This is a genomic window from Ligilactobacillus murinus (assembly GCF_003288115.1).
Classification (GTDB): domain Bacteria; phylum Bacillota; class Bacilli; order Lactobacillales; family Lactobacillaceae; genus Ligilactobacillus; species Ligilactobacillus murinus.
This window is the reverse complement of the sequence record NZ_CP023565.1, coordinates 1,090,238-1,110,415: the sequence shown is the minus strand read 5'-3', so window position 1 is coordinate 1,110,415 and position 20,178 is coordinate 1,090,238. Positions and strand designations below refer to the sequence as shown.

The window sequence follows — 20,178 nt, the reverse complement described above, 5'->3', positions numbered from 1 at the left end:
GTAGTTACATGTTTTCTAAAGTATTGGTGGCTAACCGTGGTGAGATCGCGGTCCGCATTATTCGCTCTTTAAAAGAGCTTGGTATCAAATCAGTTGCGATCTACTCGACTGAAGATCGTGAAAGTTTGCATGTCCAACTGGCAGATCAAGCGGTCTGTGTTGGATCGGCTAAACCAAAAGACTCATATTTGAATATGAAAAATATCTTGGCAGCTGCTGTTTTGACAGGTGCTGAAGCGATCCATCCCGGATTTGGCTTCTTATCAGAAAATAGTCGCTTTGTAGAATTGTGTGAGGCTTGTGGATTAGTTTTTATCGGCCCACGCTTTGAGACGATCGAATTGATGGGAAATAAGGCTAATGCAAGGATCCAGATGCAAAAACATGATATTCCGGTGATACCTGGTAGCACAGGCTTTTTAGAAGATGTTGCTGAGGCTAAGCAGGTCGCTAAAGAGGTCGGTTATCCGGTCTTACTGAAGGCAGCGGCAGGTGGTGGTGGTAAAGGAATTCGGCGTGTTGATACAGAAAAAGAACTCGCTAATTCTTTTAATGAAGCTAAACGTGAAGCACAGATGGCTTTTGGGGATGCCCGGATGTATTTGGAAAAGATCATGGAAAATGTTAAACATATCGAAGTCCAGATCTTTCGAGATGATGCCGGAAATACGGTCTATTTTCCCGAACGAGATTGTTCATTGCAAAGAAATAAACAAAAGATGATCGAAGAAAGTCCTTGTGCTTTGATCACTGACGCCCAACGCAAATACTTAGGTGAATTAGCGATCAAAGCAGCTGAAGCGATCGATTATCGTAATACGGGGACGATCGAATTTTTGATGGATCAAGAGCATAAATTTTATTTCATGGAAATGAATACTCGGATCCAAGTGGAACATACTGTCACAGAAATGGTGACCGGTGTTGATCTAGTCAAGGCCCAAGTCAAAGTCGCTTTTGGTCAAGATCTACCCTTTGAGCAAGCTGATATCAAATTACTGGGCACAGCGATCGAATGTCGGATCAATGCTGAAGATCCTGCCAAGAATTTTACACCTTCTGTTGGTAAGGTCGACTATTTGTATTTTCCTGTGGGCAACTTAGGAATGCGGATCGATTCTGATCTGTATGCCGGGGCTAAGATCTCACCGTATTATGATTCGATGATCGCTAAAGTCATCGTCTTGGGGGAAAATCGCCATGAAGCGATCGAAAAGCTAAAACGTTTATTAAGTGAGATGGTGATCTCTGGCATCAAGACTAACCAGAATTTCTATCTAACTATTTTAGAAGACCAAGGTTTCTTGGATGCAACGTTTAACACTGATTACTTGGAACGTGTTTTATTACCAGAGTGGAAACGAGGGAATGCCGATGAAACTGTTTGATGAGGCCAATACAGTCCAAAATAAACAAGTAAAGGCTAATAAAGCTGCTGAAAAAAAAGTTCCGGCTGGCTTATGGGTCGCTTGCCCTAAATGTGGTTATGAGATCTTTCATCAAGATCTAGGACCATTGCAAGAATGCCCAAAATGTTTTTATGGCTTTAGAATAAAGGCTAAAAAGCGGCTATCGTGGTTGGTCGATGAGTTTGTTCCTTGGGACGAAGACTTAGTGACTGACGATCCGTTGGCTTTTCCTGAGTATGCTGAAAAATTGGCTAAAGCACAAAAGAGCACAGAACTAAATGATTCCGTTTTGACGGGGCTGGCCCGGATCGCAGACCAAAAATTTGCCCTAGGGATCATGGATCCATATTTTATCATGGGCTCTTTAGGCAAGGTCACTGGCGAGAAATTGACGCGTTTATTTGAGCGGGCCACTAAAGAAAAGCTACCTGTCGTCGTCTTTACGGCGTCAGGGGGGGCGCGGATGCAAGAGGGGATCCATGCCTTGATGCAGATGGCTAAAGTCTCAAATGCAGTCGCTAAGCACTCAGAGGCTGGTTTATTGTACATCGCAGTCTTGACCGATCCGACAACTGGTGGGGTCACAGCTAGTTTTGGGATGCAAGGCGATCTGATCTTGGCTGAGCCCCATGCTTTAGTAGGTTTTGCTGGTAAGCGAGTGATCGAACAGACGATGCATCAAAGGATCCCAGCTGATCTGCAAAGTGCTGAAACAGTGTTAAAAAACGGTTTTATCGATGCGATCGTCAAGCGCCAAGATCAAAAACAAACTTTGGCACAGTTATTGAGATTCCATCAAAAGGAAGGTGAAGCTAATGGCAAATAGCAAGACGCCAGCTCAGGTAGTAGCTGCAGCTAGATCTCAAGCTAAGATCACCACACCGGAACTTATTGAGCATTTATTTGATGATTTTTTTGAATTACATGGTGATCGTCAAGGGGCCGATGATCCTGCAATCGTAGGTGGCTTAGCCCGCTTTTGTGGCCACCCACTCACGGTGGTAGCTACTGATAAGGGTAAAACCCCTAAACAACGGGTAGCTAAGCATTTTGGTTCACCTGAACCAGCGGGCTATCGAAAATTATTGCGGTTAGCTAAACAAGCCGAAAAATTTGGGCGACCATTAGTAACATTTGTCAATACAGCCGGCGCTTATCCTGGTCGTAGTGCCGAAGAGCAGGGGCAAGGTGAAGCGATCGCGCGCTGTTTGTTGGAACTTGGATGCTTAAAAGTACCGATGATCACGTTTATCTTTGGTGAGGGTGGTAGTGGAGGAGCCCTTGCCATGGCCTGTGGTGATCGAGTTTATATGTTAGAAGATAGCATGTACTCTGTTTTATCACCTGAAGGGTTCGCGTCTATTTTGTGGAAGGATAGTCAGCGAGCCGACGAGGCAGCAAAAGTGATGCAGCTGACCCCTAATGCACTTTTAGAGCATGGTGCGATCGAAGGGGTGATCGCAGAAGATGAAAATGACCATTTGGCGACAGTAGAAGCGATCAGGATTGTATTAAAACGCGATCTGGAACTTTTGACCAAAAAAGATCCAACCGCATTGTTAGCCGAGCGGTATGAACGTTTTCGGAAATTTTAAATGAGCTTGCCAGTTTGGTAACTTTGACCTATATGGGTTCGACACGGGCGATCCAAGCTATAATACAATGGGGATCGCCAAAGCGGCTTTAGAATCCAGCGTGCGTTATTTAGCACGTGATCTAGGTAAATTTGGGATCCGTGTCAATGCAAAACGTTAGCTGTGACAGGGATCAAGGGGCACTCTGATCTTTTAGAGATCTCCAAGCAACGGACAGTCGATCAAGCGGCGGTGACGATCAGAGAAGTCGGTGGGACCTGTGCCTTTTTGATGAGTGACTTGGCGACTGGTGTAGTTGGCGATGTCATTTATGTAGACAAAGGGGTCCACCTGTTCTAATGAAAACACAGTAATACGCTCACGAGTGATTCGGGGCGTTTTTTTGTGCAAAAGATAAGCAAGCAACGACTACCTTTTCGCATTTCTTTATACTGAATTACTTGTTAAATGTTAGCTAAATTAGTAAAATAAACATAACTATAATCAATCATGAAAGTGGTGCTTAATTTGGCTAAGAAAGAACAAAAAGCATTGTTTGTTATTTTTGGTGGGACTGGCGATCTTGCGCAACGCAAATTGTATCCTGCCTTGTTTGATCTGTATAAGCGTGGTTATTTGAAGAAACACTTTGCCGTTATCGGTACAGCAAGACGTCCTTGGTCAAATGGCTATTACCGTGATGTGGTTAGATCATCGATCGATGGGATGGTCAACTCCCAAACTCAGATCGATGAATTTGCGAGCCATTTTTACTACCAATCACATAATGTCAATGATGTTGATCACTATGAGACTTTACGTGTTTTGGCCGATAAGTTAGACCAAGATTATGGCTTAGAAGGTAACCGCTTGTATTATTTAGCGATGTCACCTAGTTTCTTTGGAACGATCTGTGAACATTTGAAATCACAAGGTTTAACTAAAACAACAGGTTATAATCGCGTGATCATCGAAAAACCATTTGGTCATGACTATGCTAGTGCTAAAAAATTAAACGATGAGATCAGTAAATATTTCCCCGAAGAAGCGACCTTTAGGATCGACCACTATCTAGGTAAGGAAATGATCCAAAATATTATGGCACTTCGCTTTGGCAACAGCATCTTAAGTGCGATCTGGAACAATAAGATGATCAGTAATATCCAAGTGACGCTCAGCGAATCATTGGGAGTCGAAGAACGTGGAGGCTATTATGATACAGCTGGTGCCTTGCGGGATATGGTCCAAAACCATATTTTGCAGATCGTTGCGTTACTCGTGATGGATCGGCCGGATTCTTACTGTGCTAAAGATGTTCGGAAGCGAAAAGTTGAAACTTTTGAGTCTTTGAAGATCTATTCACCTAAAGAAGTCGCACAAAATTTTGTGCGGGGGCAATATGGCGCGGGCAAAGATATGGTGGCTTATCGTGAAGAAAGCATGATCGCCCCAGATTCGATGACAGAGACTTTTGTAGCAGGAAAACTTGAAGTCGATAACTGTGATATGGCCGGTGTGCCGATCTATATTCGTACAGGCAAAAGATTAGCTACGAAAGCTACCCGGATCGATATCGTCTTCAAAAAAGATGATGAGTCTTTATTTGGCGGTCAAGGTTTGGCGGACAATATTTTAACGATCAATGTTGAACCTGATACGGGGATCGACTTTACTTTGAATACCAAAAAGATCGGCCAAGAATTTGCAACACGTCAAACTAATATCGGCTATCGTTTGACTAAAGAACAAGTGGCCAAAGTTCCTGAAGCTTATGAACGCTTGATCTTAAATGCATTGCAAGGTAATTCGGTGAACTTTACGCATTGGGATGAATTGGAATATTCTTGGAAATTTGTTGATGCGATCAGAAATGCTTGGGATCAAGAAGACCTACCAGTCGATTATTTCCCAAATTATGCATGCGGGACGATGGGACCACAAGCATCAGATGAATTATTGGCTAAAGCAGGTCACCATTGGATCTTCTAAACAAGTTGAATGATTAAATATTTGGGACCCTGGGATGTTTTAGCTAGGGTCCTATTTATGATGTGAGGAAACTGATGAAACAACGTGATATCATCCATGTGGATATGGATTGTTTTTATGCTTCGATCGAGATGCGCGATGAGCCCAAGTTACAAGATAAGCCAGTTGTGATCGCCCGTGATCCGCGCAAAACAGGGGGACATGGAGTCGTGGCAACGGCTAATTATCAGGCCCGTGCTTTCGGGATCCATTCAGCGATGAATGCCCAACGAGCCATAAAACTTTGCCCTAAAGCAGTTTTTGTAACTCCCAATTTTGAAAAATATCGTAAAGTATCGCGGCAGATCCAGGCGATTTTTGCGGAGTTTTCCGATCTAGTTGAACCGGTCGCTTTTGATGAGGCTTACTTAGATATTACGGCTGATAAACAAGGGCTTGGCTCAGCGGTCTTAACAGCGCATCGCTTACAGCAAAGGATCTATGATGAAACACAGCTGACGTGTTCGATCGGTATTTCGTACAATAAATTTTTAGCTAAATTAGCCTCAGATTTTTGCAAACCGGTGGGAACGACTGTGGTCAGACCAGAGGAAGTCAAAGCCTTCTTATTCCCATTACCGATCGAAAAATTTCGTGGAGTGGGTAAAAAGACTGCGCCTAAGATGCATGCTTTAGGGATAAAGACGGGTGAAGATCTTTATGCCAGATCAGAGCGGTACCTAAATGAACATTTTGGTAAGATCGGTACAGTTTTATACCAACGTGTGCGAGGGATCGATGAACGTCTTGTCGAAGTTCGGGAACGCAAATCGATCGGAACGGAGAAGACATTTATTCGTCCGTTAGTGAGTGAGTCACAAGTCAACGATGAATTTATGCAACTAGCCACACGCTTGGTAAAGGAATTAAATAAAAAGCAAAAGCACGGTAAGACCTTGGTTTTGAAATTGCGGACGGCTTCATTTGAAACAGTCACGAAGCGTTTGACTAAGCAAGAGTATTTTTTAAATGACGTAGCGACCATCGTCTATTATGCCATGCAGTTATTTGAAGAAGTAGCCCCAACAGAATTAGAATTACGTCTGTTAGGTCTGACGATGACGGGGTTAGCCCCATTAGAATTTGAAAACATGAGTCTACCATTGTTTGAACAAGAGTGAAATAACGTGGTATACTACATTGTTATAGGTATTTAACTACAAAAAAAGATAAGGAAACGAAAAATGAAGGTTGAAGAAGAAATCTTAGCACAGATCAAACAGTATGACACGATCATTATCCATCGCCACCAGCGGCCCGATCCAGATGCCTATGGCTCACAATGTGGGTTGGCTGAAATTATTCGTGAGACATTTCCGACCAAGACAGTCTATCAAGTCGGTAAAAATGTCAAAGGCCTAAGTTGGCTCGATACGCCCCAAGAGATCAGCGATGAATGCTATCAAGATGCCTTAGTGATCGTCACTGATACGGCTAATCAACCGCGTGTCGATGATGACCGTTATACTAAAGGTAAGTTTTTGATCAAGATCGACCATCATCCAAATGATGATCCTTATGGTGATATTTGTTGGGTCGATAGTTCAGCTTCTAGTTGTTCGGAGATCATCACGCGTTTGGTGGAAAATTTAGATGGTAAATTAAAGCTAAATGCAAAAGCAGCGCGTTTATTGTATGCAGGGATCGTTGGGGATACAGGACGTTTCATGTATAATGCAACGACACCAGCTACCATGCGGGCGGCAGCTAAATTGATGGAATATGATTTTGATGCTAGTCAAGTGAATCGGATCTTAGATGAAATAACACCAGAAGTAGCACGGCTATCAGCTTATGTTTTAGAAAACATCAAGTACACTGAACATAATGCGGCTTATGTGGTCTTAGATAATGAGACGCTAGCACGATTCACATTAGAGGATGCTGGAACAGCTTCGATCGTGCCATTGGTGGGTAAGATCTCTTCTGTCGTTTGTTGGACCGTGATCGTGCAACAAAAAGACGAGACCTATCGTTTACGGATCCGTTCTAAGGGGCCTGTGATCAACGAATTGGCCAAAGAATATGCAGGGGGCGGTCATCCCCTAGCTAGCGGCGCAGTCTTAAAAAGCTTAGATGAACTCCCAACTTATCTTGCTAAGTTAGATAAGATCGCAGCGACTGCAGAAAAATAGAAATTGAGGATATTATGAATAAGACATTTAAAGATTTTAACTTAAAACCCTTCTTAAATGAAGCGTTGACTGAGATCGATTTTAAAACACCGACTGAAGTGCAACAACGCTTGATCCCAGTGATCAAAAAGGGCAAAAGTGTTGTCGGACAATCGCAAACAGGGAGTGGTAAGACCCATACTTTCTTACTTCCGATTTTTAATGCGATCGATCCAGCTATCCATGAAGTGCAAGCTGTTATTACGACCCCAAGTCGAGAATTGGCTTATCAGATCTATGGCGCTGCTAAGCAATTAGCTAAGCATTCTGAAACTGAGATCTTAGTCCAAAACTATGTCGGTGGGACTGATAAATTACGTCAGATCGAAAAATTAAAGCACCATCAACCACAGATCGTGATCGGGACTCCAGGGCGGATCTTGGATCTGATGCGTTCAAATGCTTTGGATGTGCATAATGCGCATTATTTAGTCGTTGATGAAGCTGATATGACATTAGACTTAGGTTTCTTAAAAGAGACCGATGCGATCGCGTCAGCTTTGCCAAAGGATCTTCAAATGCTGGTCTTTTCAGCAACGATCCCGCAAAAGTTAAAACCATTCTTACGAAAATATATGAATGACCCCGTTGTTGAAGTGGTGGAAAATAAAACAGTTATCAGTCCTACGATCGATAATTGGTTACTTTCGACTAAGGGACGCGATAAAAAGCAATTGATCTATCAATTGCTGACGCTGGGCGAACCATATTTGGCATTAGTTTTTGCTAACACCAAAGAACGGGCTGATGAATTGACGACTTATTTGCGTCATCAAGGCTTAAAAGTGGCTAAGATCCATGGGGGTATCCAACCACGGGAACGCAAACGTTTGATGCGTGAGATCCAAAACCTCGAATATCAATATGTGGTTGCGACCGATCTAGCAGCCAGGGGGATCGACATCGAAGGTGTTTCCCATGTGATCAATGATGATCTACCAGAAGACCTTGAATTTTTCGTCCATCGTGTCGGGCGGACTGGGCGTAACAACCTTAAGGGCATAGCGATCACATTGTATGTTCCAAGCGAGGAAGCTCAGATCGAAGAATTAGAAAAGATGGGGGTCACTTTTGTCCCTAAAGCGCTCAAAAATGGGGAGATCGTGGACTCTTATGACCGCAATCGGCGCCAAAAACGTCGGACTAGACAAGAAAGTCTTGATCCTAAGATGATCGGGATGGTCAAAAAGGCTAAAAAGAAGCGCAAACCGGGCTATAAGAATAAGATCAAGCGTGCGTTAAAACGTGATGCACAACAAAAACGCAAGATCGCACGTCGACAAGAACGTAAAAATCAACGTTCGTAAGCTTGACAAAAGGGTGATTTTTGCCTATACTTTGCATTGACTCAGGATATGTCAGTTAGCTGTTTTGCTTCAGCGAGGGTCCGGTGGGTGAAAGGACTTGCAAAAGCTGATTGGTGCTCCCTGAAATTAATATTATTACATGAAAATAACGTGCTCACGTATTTGAGCAGCTGAGAGGTTACGACTAACATCGTTGCAAGCAAGGTGGTACCGCGCCAAGGCGTCCTTGCTAGCAGCGGTGTTTTTTTGCCTTCAGCCCAGAAAGGATCAAAGATGAAAGAATTATCAAGTGCCCAAATTCGGCAAATGTATTTAGATTTCTTTGCACAAAAAGGTCACGATATCATGAAAAGTGCACCTTTAGTTCCTCAAGATGACCCAACTTTACTTTGGATCAACTCTGGGGTCGCTACGATGAAAAAATATTTTGATGGTTCTGTTGTACCTAAGAACCACCGCATGACGAGTTCCCAAAAATCCATCAGAACTAACGATATCGAAAATGTTGGTCGGACTGCGCGCCACCATACATTATTTGAAATGTTAGGTAACTTCTCGATCGGTGATTACTTCAAAAAAGAAGCGATCAATTGGGCATGGGAGTTATTGACGAGCGAAGAATGGTTCGCTTTAGATCCCGAAAAACTTTACATCACGGTTTATCCAAAAGATACCGACGCTAAGAAGATCTGGCTTGAAGCTGGTGTCAAAGAAGATCATATCTACGAAGATGAAGATAACTTCTGGGATATCGGCGAAGGTCCATCTGGTCCTGACTCTGAGATCTTCTACGATCGTGGGCAAGCGATGAACAACGTGGCTGAAGATGATCCGCAAAACTATCCTGGGGGCGAAAATGAACGTTACCTTGAGATCTGGAATATCGTGTTCTCTCAATTCAACCACAAACCAGATGGCACTTACGAAGAATTACCACATAAAAACATTGATACGGGGATGGGCTTAGAACGTGTCGTTTCTGTTTTCCAAAACGCTAAGACAAACTTTGAGACTGATCTTTTCATGCCACTTATCAAGGAAACTGAAAAGCTAAGTGGCAAGTATCATTACGGGCAAGACCCTGAAAAAGACATCTCATTTAAGGTCATCGCTGATCATGCGCGCGCTGTGACCTTTGCGATCGGGGACGGTGCTTTACCTTCAAACGAAGGGCGCGGCTATGTTATTCGGCGTTTGATCCGGCGTGCTGTTATGCATGGTCAAAAACTTGGGATCGATCAAGCATTCTTGTATAAATTAGTGCCCATCGTAGGTCAGATCATGGAAGCGGCTTACCCAGAGATCTTGGAACAAGCTGATTACATTCAAAAAGTCATCCGCATGGAAGAAGATCGTTTCAATGAGACCTTAAAAGATGGGGTCGCCTTATTGGATGACTTGATCGACCAAACCAAAGCGGCTGGTCAAACTGAACTTTTGGGAGCAGGTGTCTTCAAACTTTATGATACTTATGGTTTCCCATATGAATTGACACTTGAATATGCAAGTGATAATGGTCTAGGTGTGGATAAAGCTGGTTTTGATACTGAAATGGAAAAACAACGTGAACGTGCGCGCAACGCTCGTTCTGGGGCTAAATCCATGGGCGTTCAAAATGGTTTATTGACGGATATCACGACTCCAAGTGAATATGTCGGTTATAGCGAGTTAAATGCTTTAGGGACCGTCGAAGATATCATTTTAGATGATGCTTTAGTAAATGAAGCACAGGCTGATACGACAGTACAAGTTATCTTTGATAAGACACCATTTTATGCCGAAATGGGGGGGCAAGTAGCCGATAAAGGTCTGGTCAAAGATGAAGACGGTAATGTGGTCGCTGAAGTGATGGATGTGCAACATGCACCAAATGGTCAAAACATGCATACTTTAAAATTACGCCAAAAATTGGCTAAGGGCATGACTTACCGCTTAGAAGTAAACCGTGAATTCCATAACAAGGTCAAAAAGAACCACACCGCGACCCACTTGTTAGACCAAGCTTTACGTGATGTTTTAGGCGAACATACGCATCAAGCTGGTTCATTGGTGGAACCAACTTACTTGCGCTTTGACTTCACGAACCTTGGAGCAGTCACAGCTGAACAATTGCAACAAGTTGAAGATATCGTTAATGCTAAGATCTGGGCTAATTTACCAGTTGAAACAGTGGTCACTGACCTTGAATCAGCTCAAAAGATGGGTGCGATCGCATTGTTTGGCGATAAATATGGCGATACTGTACGTGTTGTTAAAGCCGGCGACTATTCCATGGAATTCTGTGGTGGTAATCACGTTGACAACACTAACGAACTTGGTCTTTTCAAGATCGTTTCTGAATCCGGTGTTGGTGCTGGGGTGCGGCGGATCGAAGCTGTAACTTCTAAGGAAGCTTTTGAATTCTTAGAACAACGCAATAACTTATTGCAAGAAACAGCCGCTGAAATGAAAGTCGTGCAATTAAAAGAAGTGCCACGTAAGGTCGAAGCTTTACAAGCTCAGATCAAAGAATTAGAACAACAAAAACAAGCACTTGAAGCTAAGTTTGCAAGTCAACAAGCACAAGATATCTTTAAAGATGTTGCTAAAGTCAATGATCATACTTTGATCGTGGCTAAAGTCAACGTTTCTGGGATGGATCAATTGCGGCAATTAGCTGACCAATGGAAAGAAAAAGATCTATCCGAAGTGTTAGTCTTAGCGACAGCGCCAGCTAAGGATAAGGTCAACTTGATCGTGGGTGTTTCCGATGCCGGCATCAAAGCAGGTATCAAAGCTGGCGACTTGATCAAAGACATCGCTCCACTTGTTGGTGGTGGCGGTGGTGGTCGCCCTAACTTAGCCCAAGCTGGTGGTAAGAACCCAGCTGGTATCGGTGAAGCTTTAGCTAAAGCCAAGACTTGGTTGGCTGATAAATAATCTAGCGTTAAAAGATCTTAGAAGGTGATTTCTAAGGTCTTTTATTCGTTAGCATGACGTTTAGTTTACAAACATAATCTTTTTGTAATATACAAATTGAGAGATATTCATTGTAGCGTAAGCATTTGTTTAGTAAAATAGAACTGGTAGACAAGATCACGGAGGTGTTTTGAGATGAGTTCGTTGGATAAAACAATGTATTTTAATTTTGATGACGGCAATAAAAAGGATGTACGCGAGACGCTAGAAACTGTTTATGCGGCTTTGGAAGAAAAGGGCTATAACCCGATCAACCAAATAGTGGGCTATCTATTATCAGGTGATCCAGCCTATATTCCGCGGTTAAACGATGCGCGTAATCTGATCAGAAGACATGAACGTGATGAGATAATCGAAGAGTTGGTTCGTTCATATCTCAACAAGGAGGAAACAACTGTTAATTAAAATATAATCAAATGTGATATAATATCTGCAAGAAAGATAAAATGTGAGGTAGATATTATGGCGATATTAAAACCAAAAGAAATGGCTGAAAGATTGGGCGTTACTGTTCTAACCCTACAACGCTGGGATAATAATGGGACTTTAAAGGCTTATCGTACCCCACTAATCGAAGATATTATACAGAAGAACAATACTTAAAATATATCGGTCGATCAACTAGTAATGATCGTAAGAATGTTGCTTATGCTAGAGTCTCAACATATGGGCAAAAAGATGATTTAAAAAATCAAATTGCTTTTATTAGACAATATGCTAATGCTAAAGGCGTTATTCTTGATGAAACAATTACTGATATTGGCAGCGGGCTTAATTATAACCGTAAAAAATGGAATCAATTACTAAAAGAAGTAATGGATAATCAAGTCGACACAATTTTTATTACCTATAAAGATAGATTTATCCGCTTTGGTTATGACTGGTTTGAAAGATTATGTAAGATGCACAATACGGAAATTGTAGTGTTAAATAACATTGAAACTAGTCCTACTCAAGAAATGATCGACGATATGATAAGCATTGTACATGTATTTTCTTATCGCTTATATGGTTTACGCAAGTATAAAAGTAAATTGAAAAATGACAGGTCTTTGTGCAGATGACACATGTAGCTTCTAAAGGCTTACAAAGATCATTATTTGGTTACTTTAGACAAGTCTTGACCTATAAAGCTGGCTGGTATGATAAAGAAGTAGTCTTAGCTGATAAATACTATCCAAGCACACAAAGGTGTTCTGATTGCGGTCATATCAAGACTGGTGATGAAAAAATTAGTCTTGATGGTAATCAAAAACATAAAACTAAGCATAACGAATATATTTGTTATGAATGTGGTGCGATCATGGATCGAGATGAAAATGCCGTAGCTAATCTTTTAGCTTTATTAAACTAGAAAATATAATGGGGTGGGCTACATCCTTAAGCTATCTGAGCTAGTCAATGTCATTACCCTCTTGTTAGGATATGGGAACACTAGCGTTGACGGTAGTAAATAAAATTTAGGAAGGGAAAAGCTATATTTCTTTCTCAAATGTAATCATTTGATATATTTGATTACGTTTGTTCATATTTTATATAGCAGGAAGAAAATTAATGGCGCGATTGATGGGGCTAGACGTAGGTTCAAGAACCGTCGGAGTAGCAGTTAGTGACGAATTGGGCTGGACAGCTCAGGGTGTTGAGATCGTTAGGATCAATGAAGATGAAGAACAGTTTGGGATCGAACGGATCGCTGAATTGGTCTTAAAATATGATATTAAAGGTTTTGTTCTCGGATTACCTAAAAATATGAATAATACTTTAGGACCTCGAGCAGAAGCTTCTAAAAATTATGGTAAACTTTTAGAAGAAAGATTTGCTTTGCCCGTTGTTTTTTGTGATGAACGATTGACAACGGTCGAAGCAGAACGTATGCTAGTTGAACAAGCTGATACTTCACGCAAGAAGCGCAAGCAAGTGATCGATAAACTAGCTGCGGGCTTGATCTTGCAAAACTATCTTGATAGCAAAGGTAAGTTACTCTCAGAATTATAAGAAAGAGCAGGTATTGATAATGAGTGAACAAGAAGAAAAGATGATCACATTAGTTGACGCAGATGGCAACGAAACTTTATACGAAATTTTATTCACATTTGAATCAGAAGATTACGGCAAGGCTTATATCTTGTTGATCCCAGCCGGTTCAGAACCTGAAGAACAAGTTGATGTCTTAGCCTTCTCCTTTAACCCTGATGAAGATGGTCAAGCTAAGGATGCTGAACTCTACGATATCGAAAGTGAGGAAGAATGGGATATGGTCGAAGGTGTCTTAGATGCTTTCTTGAATGACGAAAAGCTCCAATAATTCTTTTCACTTACAGGCCCTGAGTATCTTTTGGATATTGAGGGCTTTTTTGTAAGTGGGGGTGCTATGATCCATATTTTTCCACACTTAGATATTATGCTAAAATAAAGTATGTTAATTTTTGATTAGGGGGCTTTTTTGAGAATGCCTGAAAATAAGCGACGTTTTAAAGTTAAGATTGCAAATGAAGTTTATACGATCATCGGTAAAGCAGAACCAGATCATATGGCAGCTGTTGTCAAGATCGTAGAAGAACAATTGGCGGAGATCAAAGAATTGATGCCATCATTAAATAATGAAAAAGCAGCGATCCTATTAGCGATCAATGCAGTTTCAGATCAGTTATATAAACAAGAAGAATTGCTGAAATTAAAGCAAACAAAGCCAAAAGAATAGAGAAAAAATGATTTTAACAATAGGTATTTTGATCGTACTAATAGCAGCTTTTCGTCATGGAACGCATAAAGGGCTAGCAGCGATCTTTATCAAGCTAGTTGGCTTTGTAGTAGTCGCAGGTCTGGGACTTTACTTTGCACCTAGTTTGGGTCAAAAGTTAAGTAGTATATTGGCAACGACAGAAGTGAATCGGATCTTCTATCAGATGCTGGCTTTTTGGGTCATCGCGATCATTGGTGGCTTAGGACTACGGTTCATTACAAATGCAGTCCGCCAAACAGCCAAGAAGATACCGATCATTTCCCAAGCTGACCGTCTATTAGGTGGGCTTTTTTCGTTGGCAATGATGTATGGTGTGATCTTCTTTTTGTTGCTACTAGTGGATACTTGGCCTGGTGTGCAACCAAAACCATTTATCGCCGAATCGAGCGTAGCACAATTTATGTTAAAAAAGACACCAGTCATCTCACAACAAGTATTAGATAACTGGTTACTTGAACCACAGGGGGATGGAAATGAATCGTAAAAGTTTAGCGATCCTCGAATATGACAAGATCAAACATAAGTTGTTCCAACATGCGACAACTGAAATGGGTAAGCGTCAAGTCAAGCGCTTAAGCCCTAGTACTGACCTTGATGAGATTCAGGTGAAGCTCTTACAAACAAAAGATGGCGCAGATATTTTGCGCCTAAAAGGTGGGGTACCAATCCCACAGTTAACGTTGATCACCGATCATCTTAAACGTTTGGAGATCGGAGCAACGCTAAATGGCAAGGAATTAGCTGAGATCAGTCAGGTGTTGCGCTCAGCTAATGAAGTGCATCATTTTTTTATGGCTCTAGCAGATGAAAAAGTTGAATTGAATTATCTGTATGAACTCGAAGAACAACTTGAGACGCTACCACAATTAGCTAAACGACTGCAAGTATCATTGGAAGCTGATGGCTATGTGACCGATGATGCATCCAGTCTTTTGCGCTCATTGCGCCGTCAGATCTCAACAACTGAAGCCACGATCAGGAACCGTTTAGTGGCATTGACTCGTGGTAATAATGCCAAATATCTGAGCGGGGCGAATGTGACGATCAGAAATGATCGCTATGTTATCCCTGTGCGAGCCGAGCATAAGGGAAAATTTGGTGGGATCGTTCATGACCAAAGTTCTTCGGGGCAGACCTACTTTATCGAACCACGTGAGATCGTAGAGCTAAATAATCGTCTCAAGCAAGAGCAAGTTGCTGAAAAAGAAGAGATCTTGCGGATCTTACGCGAATTATCGGAAGAAACGATGCCTTATACGGCTGAGTTGGCACACGATGCTAAGATCTTAGGTGAATTTGACTTTATCAATGCTAAAGCAAAATACGCTAAAGAGCTCAAAGCAACACAACCTTTATTGTCAGAACAAAAAGACATTTACTTGCGTCAAGTTTGGCATCCGCTGTTAGAGATGGATAAAGCGGTCAAAAATGATATTATCTTAGGAAAAGATTATCAAGCAATGGTGATCACCGGACCTAATACAGGTGGTAAGACGATCACGTTAAAGACTTTGGGATTAGTTCAAATGATGGGACAATCAGGGTTATTTATCCCAGCTTTTGAAAATAGTCGGATCGGTGTCTTTAAGGATATTTTTGCTGATATTGGAGATGAACAATCGATCGAGCAAAGTCTAAGTACGTTTTCTTCGCATATGACAAATATCGTCAATATTTTAGAACGAGTCGATCAAGACTCCCTTGTTTTATTCGATGAGTTGGGAGCTGGAACTGATCCACAAGAAGGGGCTGCGCTTGCGATCGCGATCTTGGACGCTATCGGTGCTAGTGGAGCTTATGTTTTGGCAACGACACACTATCCTGAGCTTAAAACATATGGCTTTGAACGGACCCAAACGATCAATGCTTCGATGGAATTCAATGAAGAAACATTACGGCCGACATATCGGTTGCTTATCGGGATCCCAGGGCAAAGTAATGCGTTCAATATTTCCGAGCGCTTAGGGCTATCCCAAACGATCGTCACAGCCGCTCGGAATTTAGTCGCTAAAGACAGCCAAGATTTAAATAATATGATCGCTGATCTGGTTGCAAAACGGCGCCAAGCAGAAGAAGAGGCGATCAGTTTGCAAGCAAACCTTGATGAAGCTCAAAAATTGCACCACGAGTTGGCAACGGCCTATGAACGTTTTGTCAATGAGCGTGAGCAAATGCAAGATCAAGCTAAGCAAAAGGCTAACGAGATCGTCGAACAAGCTAAACGAAAAGCTGATGAGATCATCAGTGAATTACGAGCATTAAAACAAAATGCTGCTACCCAGATCAAGGAAAATGAACTGATCGATGCCAAGGCCAATTTAAATGCGCTTGAGCAAAAACGGGCTTTGAAGAAAAATAAAGTCTTGAAACGTGCTAAACGCAAACAAGCTTTCAAGCCAAACGATGATGTGATGGTGACCTCGTATGGCCAACGCGGGGTCTTGGTGCAAAAAGTTGGTGAGCATGTTTGGGAAGTTCAGTTAGGGATCTTGAAGATGAAGATCGATGAAGCTGATCTCGAAAAGATCAATGTTGAACCAAAGAAAGTCAAACGTGCTGGGACCGTCTTGCGCTCAGCCAAAACGAGCCATGTTTCACCTCAACTTGACCTGCGAGGCAAGCGCTATGAAGAAGCAATGACTGAGGTGGATCGCTATATTGATGCCGCGATCTTAGCGGGATATCCGTCAGTAACGATCGTGCATGGTAAAGGAACCGGAGCCTTGCGCCAAGGGATCACACAGTATCTGCAATCTAATCGTGCTGTTAAAAGCTTTAATTTTGCAGCTCCGAATAATGGTGGCAATGGAGCTACGGTCGTTTATTTCCGTTAAAACAAATAAGTTGCTTTTTGGTTTAGATATGATATATTCTTACTGAATAAATATAAAATGAAGAGTGAGGGAACAGCGTAATGGTAAAAGAATGGACAGATGAAGACTTTGCACAAGAAACTGCAAGTGGTGTGACTTTAACTGATTTTTGGGCAACATGGTGTGGCCCTTGTCGGATGCAAGCGCCTGTAGTTGAAAAACTTGCCGAAGAGATGGCAGGCCAAGTGAAGATCGGTAAAGTCGATGTTGATAAGAACCAAGCTACAGCAGCTAAATATGGTGTAATGAGTATCCCAACTTTATTGATCCAAAAAGATGGTCAAGTAGTTGATACTTTGATCGGCTACCATGATAAAGGCGCACTCAAAGCAAAATTAGAACAATATCTTTAATAAATAACGCGGGCGCTACCATGATGTTTTGTATCGTGGTAGCGCCCGCGTTATTTATTTAGATGGATAACTGTGAAAGATAAATAGATCTATGTTTAATTTTCTTCTGATCCAGTCAAGATGTTAAGAGGCTGTTTTTCTTCGATAAAGTCGAGATCAAGGGGATCTTTAGTGTCGACTTGGACTAAGATCGTTACAGTACCATGTGTCTTTTTATCAATGATCGCTTCTGTGACGAAACCGAGTTGATTTTGGATCGTTTCTGCCAAAAAGCCCGCTTCGATCAAAAATTCACAAGCTGAATTCAATTTTTGTCGCGTCTCAACGATCTGACCAGTCAATTCAAAGTATTGTTGTTCCTTTTTGGCTTTGACCCGCTCTAACTTTCCCCAATTTGCCTGTTCAAAGAAGATCGGTAACTCTTCATCCTTAGCTAAAGGAAAGAGACGGGCTAAACGTCTGCCAGCCCAATAAAGTATATTGTTATCCTTACCCAAGATATCGGGGATCAAGGCATCGCGGATCAAAGTCGCACCGAGTTGATCTTGCGAACTTGCCAGTTCATAAAAATTATCTTGCATTAAAAAAGACACATCCTTAATAATAGTTATTACTCTAATTATACCGTGTTACTAATGATTTTTAAACTCGGTGGATAGTGGTTAGTTTGAAATCAAGGTGTGCTTTAGTGCATAATTGTAGTGAGGTGATGTTCATGGATAAGATTTTAATTGCAACTAAAAATGAAGGTAAGGCTAAAGAGTATCGGAAACTATTTGAACCAAAGGGCTTTGAAGTTGTGACGTTAAATGATCTAAATGATCCGATCGAGATCGTCGAAGATGGTAAAACGTTTGCGCAAAATGCAGCTATCAAAGCGCTAGCCTTAGCTGAAAAGTACCAAGTGATCGCTTTAGCAGATGACTCAGGGCTGATGGTCGACTATTTAGATGGGGCCCCAGGGATCTATTCGGCACGTTATGCTGGCGATCACGATGATGAAGCCAATAAACAAAAATTGTTGGCTGAATTAGCCGGTGTTGCTTCTGATAAACGGACAGCTCATTTTCATTGTGCGATCGTCGTTGCTAGTCCAGCTGGCGCACAGTTGGCAGTTGAAGGTGAAGTCAACGGTGTGATCTTAGAGAAACAACGCGGACAAGGTGGTTTTGGTTATGACCCACTGTTCTATTATCCGCCATTTGAGCGCTCATTTGCCCAATTGTCAATGGAAGAAAAAAATAGTGTCAGTCATCGTGGGCGAGCAGTCAATGCTTTGATGGAACGTTTTGATGCATGGCTAAATGAGGTACGATAAAATGAAATATTTAGTTGTTAGTGATAGTCATGGTGATAAGGCGATCTTGCAAAAATTGGTCACAGCTTACGCAGGTAAAGTTGATCTGATGTTACATTGTGGTGATTCAGAGTTGCCAGTAACAGATGAAGTTTTCAAATATTTTAAAGTCGTTCGTGGTAATTGTGATTATGATCTGGATCTACAAGACGAACAATTTTTTGATCGTGGTCAAGACAAGATCTTGTTAGTTCACGGGCATTTACTTGGTGTAGGCTTTGGCTTGGGTGGTCTACAAGCTAAAATGGATGAATTGGGTGCCAATATGGCTTTCTTTGGGCATACTCATCAATTAGGGGTCGAAGTAATTAATGGTAAACTACTTTTGAATCCGGGAAGTATCAGCTATCCACGTGGAAAATACACTGCGATCGGTGGAACATTTGCGATAGTTGAGACTTTTGCTGACGAAAATGCTAAGCAGATCGAGGTCCAATACTATGACCGTGAGTTAAATGCGATCCCAGAATTGCAAGTGACATTTAATGGCAAATGAGAATGCATATCTTAAACGTAAGCTAGTTATTTGGTGTGTTATCACCTTAGTAGTGTTTGCTACTAGATTTTACCTAGCTTTTGCATGGTTAGATCTGGTTTTTGTCCTCTGTGTTATTTGGACGGGACTACTCTTTTTAAGTTATTGCTTTTTTGCGTTAAAAAATTTGAATAAATAGTTGACGTTATTTAAAAAGAGAGTATACTAATAAGAGTAGTCATTGCCCGTTGGTCAAATTGGTTAAGACGTCGCCCTCTCAAGGCGGAGTTACGGGTTCGATCCCCGTACGGGTGATAAGTCAAAGCTGTTGGTTTTACCAGCGGCTTTTTTTATAAAGTTATTGAATAATTCTTTTAAATTTGTTAATGTTAATAAATTATTATCAAAAAATAAGTTCAAAGGTGCTATAATAGGTGGAGTAAGTAAAAAGGATTACTATCAAGTTAGGAGGAGAAACATGCTTAGAAAAACGAAAAATTTTCTACGTGCACACGGTGTCGAGTATGAAAAAGAGCACGTTAATCCGTTGATGGTGCCTGAGAGAGTATATGTACTGAAGTTTGGCAAAAAAGACGGTAAGTTTTTGAATCGTTTTATCGTTGAACATAGTTATACCTGGACAGGACGTGACAAGATCAATAAGATCACTTTACGGTTGCACGGCCAACAACATCCACGTGAATTTGCCAACGAGACTAAATTATTACAGTACTTGAAAAAGCATGCCCACCGTTATGTTAAGGAAAAAGACCGTAACAAGCATACGGTAAAACGTGGGTAGGATATAAGACGGAGAGCTTGGGTGCAGGAACGCCCAAGCTTTTTTATTGGAGAAAAGGCTAGCTAAAGAAAGCTTAGCTGTGTATATGATAGTTAAGAGTATATAAAAAGATCACTCAAAATTGA

19 protein-coding genes, 1 tRNA gene and 3 pseudogenes are annotated in these 20,178 nt (G+C 41.5%); 22 read left to right on the top strand and 1 reads right to left on the bottom strand.

The genetic code is table 11. The annotated features are described in order from the left end of the window. Positions 1–8 precede the first annotated feature (8 nt). The 18 genes and pseudogenes from accC to trxA all read left to right on the top strand — a co-directional run bounded on the left by accC (position 9) and on the right by trxA (position 17,419). A complete protein-coding gene (gene accC / locus CPS94_RS05560; RefSeq protein WP_004049296.1) occupies positions 9–1,388 on the top strand; it encodes an acetyl-CoA carboxylase biotin carboxylase subunit in 1,380 nt (459 codons plus the stop codon). After that, a complete protein-coding gene (gene accD / locus CPS94_RS05555) occupies positions 1,375–2,235 on the top strand; it encodes an acetyl-CoA carboxylase, carboxyltransferase subunit beta (RefSeq protein WP_004049294.1) in 861 nt (286 codons plus the stop codon). Before accC ends, accD begins: the two co-directional genes overlap by 14 nt. After that, the gene (accA, locus tag CPS94_RS05550; protein ID WP_004049291.1) at positions 2,225–3,004 is read left to right on the top strand and encodes an acetyl-CoA carboxylase carboxyltransferase subunit alpha; all 780 of its coding nucleotides are present in this window, start codon (positions 2,225–2,227) and stop codon (positions 3,002–3,004) included. The genes accD and accA overlap by 11 nt, the downstream gene beginning before the upstream one ends. Then, a pseudogene (locus tag CPS94_RS05545) lies at positions 2,995–3,343 on the top strand (SDR family oxidoreductase); the annotation flags it as partial. The gene accA and the pseudogene CPS94_RS05545, both read left to right, overlap by 10 nt. Before the next feature lie 150 nt (positions 3,344–3,493). Continuing rightward, the gene (gene zwf, locus CPS94_RS05540; protein ID WP_004049290.1) at positions 3,494–4,972 is read left to right on the top strand and encodes a glucose-6-phosphate dehydrogenase; all 1,479 of its coding nucleotides are present in this window, start codon (positions 3,494–3,496) and stop codon (positions 4,970–4,972) included. A gap of 74 nt (positions 4,973–5,046) precedes the next feature. After that, positions 5,047–6,132, top strand: coding sequence for a DNA polymerase IV (gene dinB / locus CPS94_RS05535; protein WP_004049289.1), 1,086 nt, complete (start codon positions 5,047–5,049; stop codon positions 6,130–6,132). Positions 6,133–6,195: 63 nt separating this feature from the next. Further along, complete coding sequence (locus tag CPS94_RS05530; protein ID WP_004049288.1) at positions 6,196–7,146, top strand: DHH family phosphoesterase; 951 nt, start codon at positions 6,196–6,198, stop codon at positions 7,144–7,146. A 14-nt stretch (positions 7,147–7,160) separates the two neighbouring features. Next, on the top strand, positions 7,161–8,492 hold the full coding sequence (locus CPS94_RS05525; protein ID WP_004049287.1) for a DEAD/DEAH box helicase: 1,332 nt from the start codon (positions 7,161–7,163) through the stop codon (positions 8,490–8,492). 273 nt (positions 8,493–8,765) lie between these two features. After that, positions 8,766–11,411: an alanine--tRNA ligase gene (gene alaS, locus CPS94_RS05520; protein ID WP_004049285.1), complete on the top strand. Its 2,646-nt coding sequence runs from the start codon at positions 8,766–8,768 to the stop codon at positions 11,409–11,411. A 174-nt stretch (positions 11,412–11,585) separates the two neighbouring features. After that, positions 11,586–11,855, top strand: coding sequence for an IreB family regulatory phosphoprotein (locus CPS94_RS05515; RefSeq protein WP_004049284.1), 270 nt, complete (start codon positions 11,586–11,588; stop codon positions 11,853–11,855). A 57-nt stretch (positions 11,856–11,912) separates the two neighbouring features. Next, positions 11,913–12,514: pseudogene (locus CPS94_RS05510) on the top strand (IS607 family transposase). After that, positions 12,505–12,804, top strand: a pseudogene (locus CPS94_RS05505) (zinc ribbon domain-containing protein); the annotation flags it as partial. The pseudogenes CPS94_RS05510 and CPS94_RS05505, both read left to right, overlap by 10 nt. Positions 12,805–13,004: 200 nt before the next feature. Further along, positions 13,005–13,445: a Holliday junction resolvase RuvX gene (gene ruvX, locus CPS94_RS05500; protein WP_004049275.1), complete on the top strand. Its 441-nt coding sequence runs from the start codon at positions 13,005–13,007 to the stop codon at positions 13,443–13,445. Positions 13,446–13,464: 19 nt separating this feature from the next. Continuing rightward, positions 13,465–13,755 carry a DUF1292 domain-containing protein gene (locus CPS94_RS05495; RefSeq protein WP_004049273.1) on the top strand — a complete coding sequence of 97 codons (291 nt, stop codon included), beginning with the start codon at positions 13,465–13,467 and terminating at the stop codon, positions 13,753–13,755. Positions 13,756–13,899: 144 nt separating this feature from the next. Continuing rightward, a complete protein-coding gene (zapA, locus tag CPS94_RS05490; protein ID WP_004049269.1) occupies positions 13,900–14,151 on the top strand; it encodes a cell division protein ZapA in 252 nt (83 codons plus the stop codon). Between the two features lie 7 nt (positions 14,152–14,158). Next, positions 14,159–14,677, top strand: a complete 519-nt coding sequence (locus CPS94_RS05485) for a CvpA family protein (protein WP_004049267.1) — start codon at positions 14,159–14,161, stop codon at positions 14,675–14,677. Next, the gene (locus CPS94_RS05480) at positions 14,667–17,027 is read left to right on the top strand and encodes an endonuclease MutS2 (RefSeq protein WP_004049265.1); all 2,361 of its coding nucleotides are present in this window, start codon (positions 14,667–14,669) and stop codon (positions 17,025–17,027) included. Before CPS94_RS05485 ends, CPS94_RS05480 begins: the two co-directional genes overlap by 11 nt. 80 nt (positions 17,028–17,107) lie before the next feature. Then, the gene (gene trxA, locus CPS94_RS05475; protein ID WP_004049262.1) at positions 17,108–17,419 is read left to right on the top strand and encodes a thioredoxin; all 312 of its coding nucleotides are present in this window, start codon (positions 17,108–17,110) and stop codon (positions 17,417–17,419) included. Positions 17,420–17,514: 95 nt separating this feature from the next. Here the strand turns inward: trxA and CPS94_RS05470 are convergent, their stop codons facing one another. Continuing rightward, positions 17,515–18,000, bottom strand: coding sequence for a YslB family protein (locus CPS94_RS05470; RefSeq protein ID WP_004049261.1), 486 nt, complete (start codon positions 17,998–18,000; stop codon positions 17,515–17,517). Between the two features lie 134 nt (positions 18,001–18,134). Here CPS94_RS05470 and CPS94_RS05465 point away from each other — a divergent pair, with 134 nt between their 5' ends. From CPS94_RS05465 to CPS94_RS05450, 4 genes are all read left to right on the top strand, one after another. Next, positions 18,135–18,737, top strand: coding sequence for an XTP/dITP diphosphatase (locus CPS94_RS05465; RefSeq protein ID WP_004049260.1), 603 nt, complete (start codon positions 18,135–18,137; stop codon positions 18,735–18,737). A gap of 1 nt (position 18,738) precedes the next feature. Continuing rightward, the gene (locus tag CPS94_RS05460) at positions 18,739–19,272 is read left to right on the top strand and encodes a metallophosphoesterase family protein (protein ID WP_004049259.1); all 534 of its coding nucleotides are present in this window, start codon (positions 18,739–18,741) and stop codon (positions 19,270–19,272) included. Positions 19,273–19,493: 221 nt separating this feature from the next. After that, positions 19,494–19,566, top strand: a tRNA-Glu gene (locus CPS94_RS05455). A gap of 163 nt (positions 19,567–19,729) precedes the next feature. Then, complete coding sequence (locus CPS94_RS05450) at positions 19,730–20,053, top strand: hypothetical protein (RefSeq protein WP_004049258.1); 324 nt, start codon at positions 19,730–19,732, stop codon at positions 20,051–20,053. The last annotated feature ends 125 nt before the right edge of the window (positions 20,054–20,178 follow it).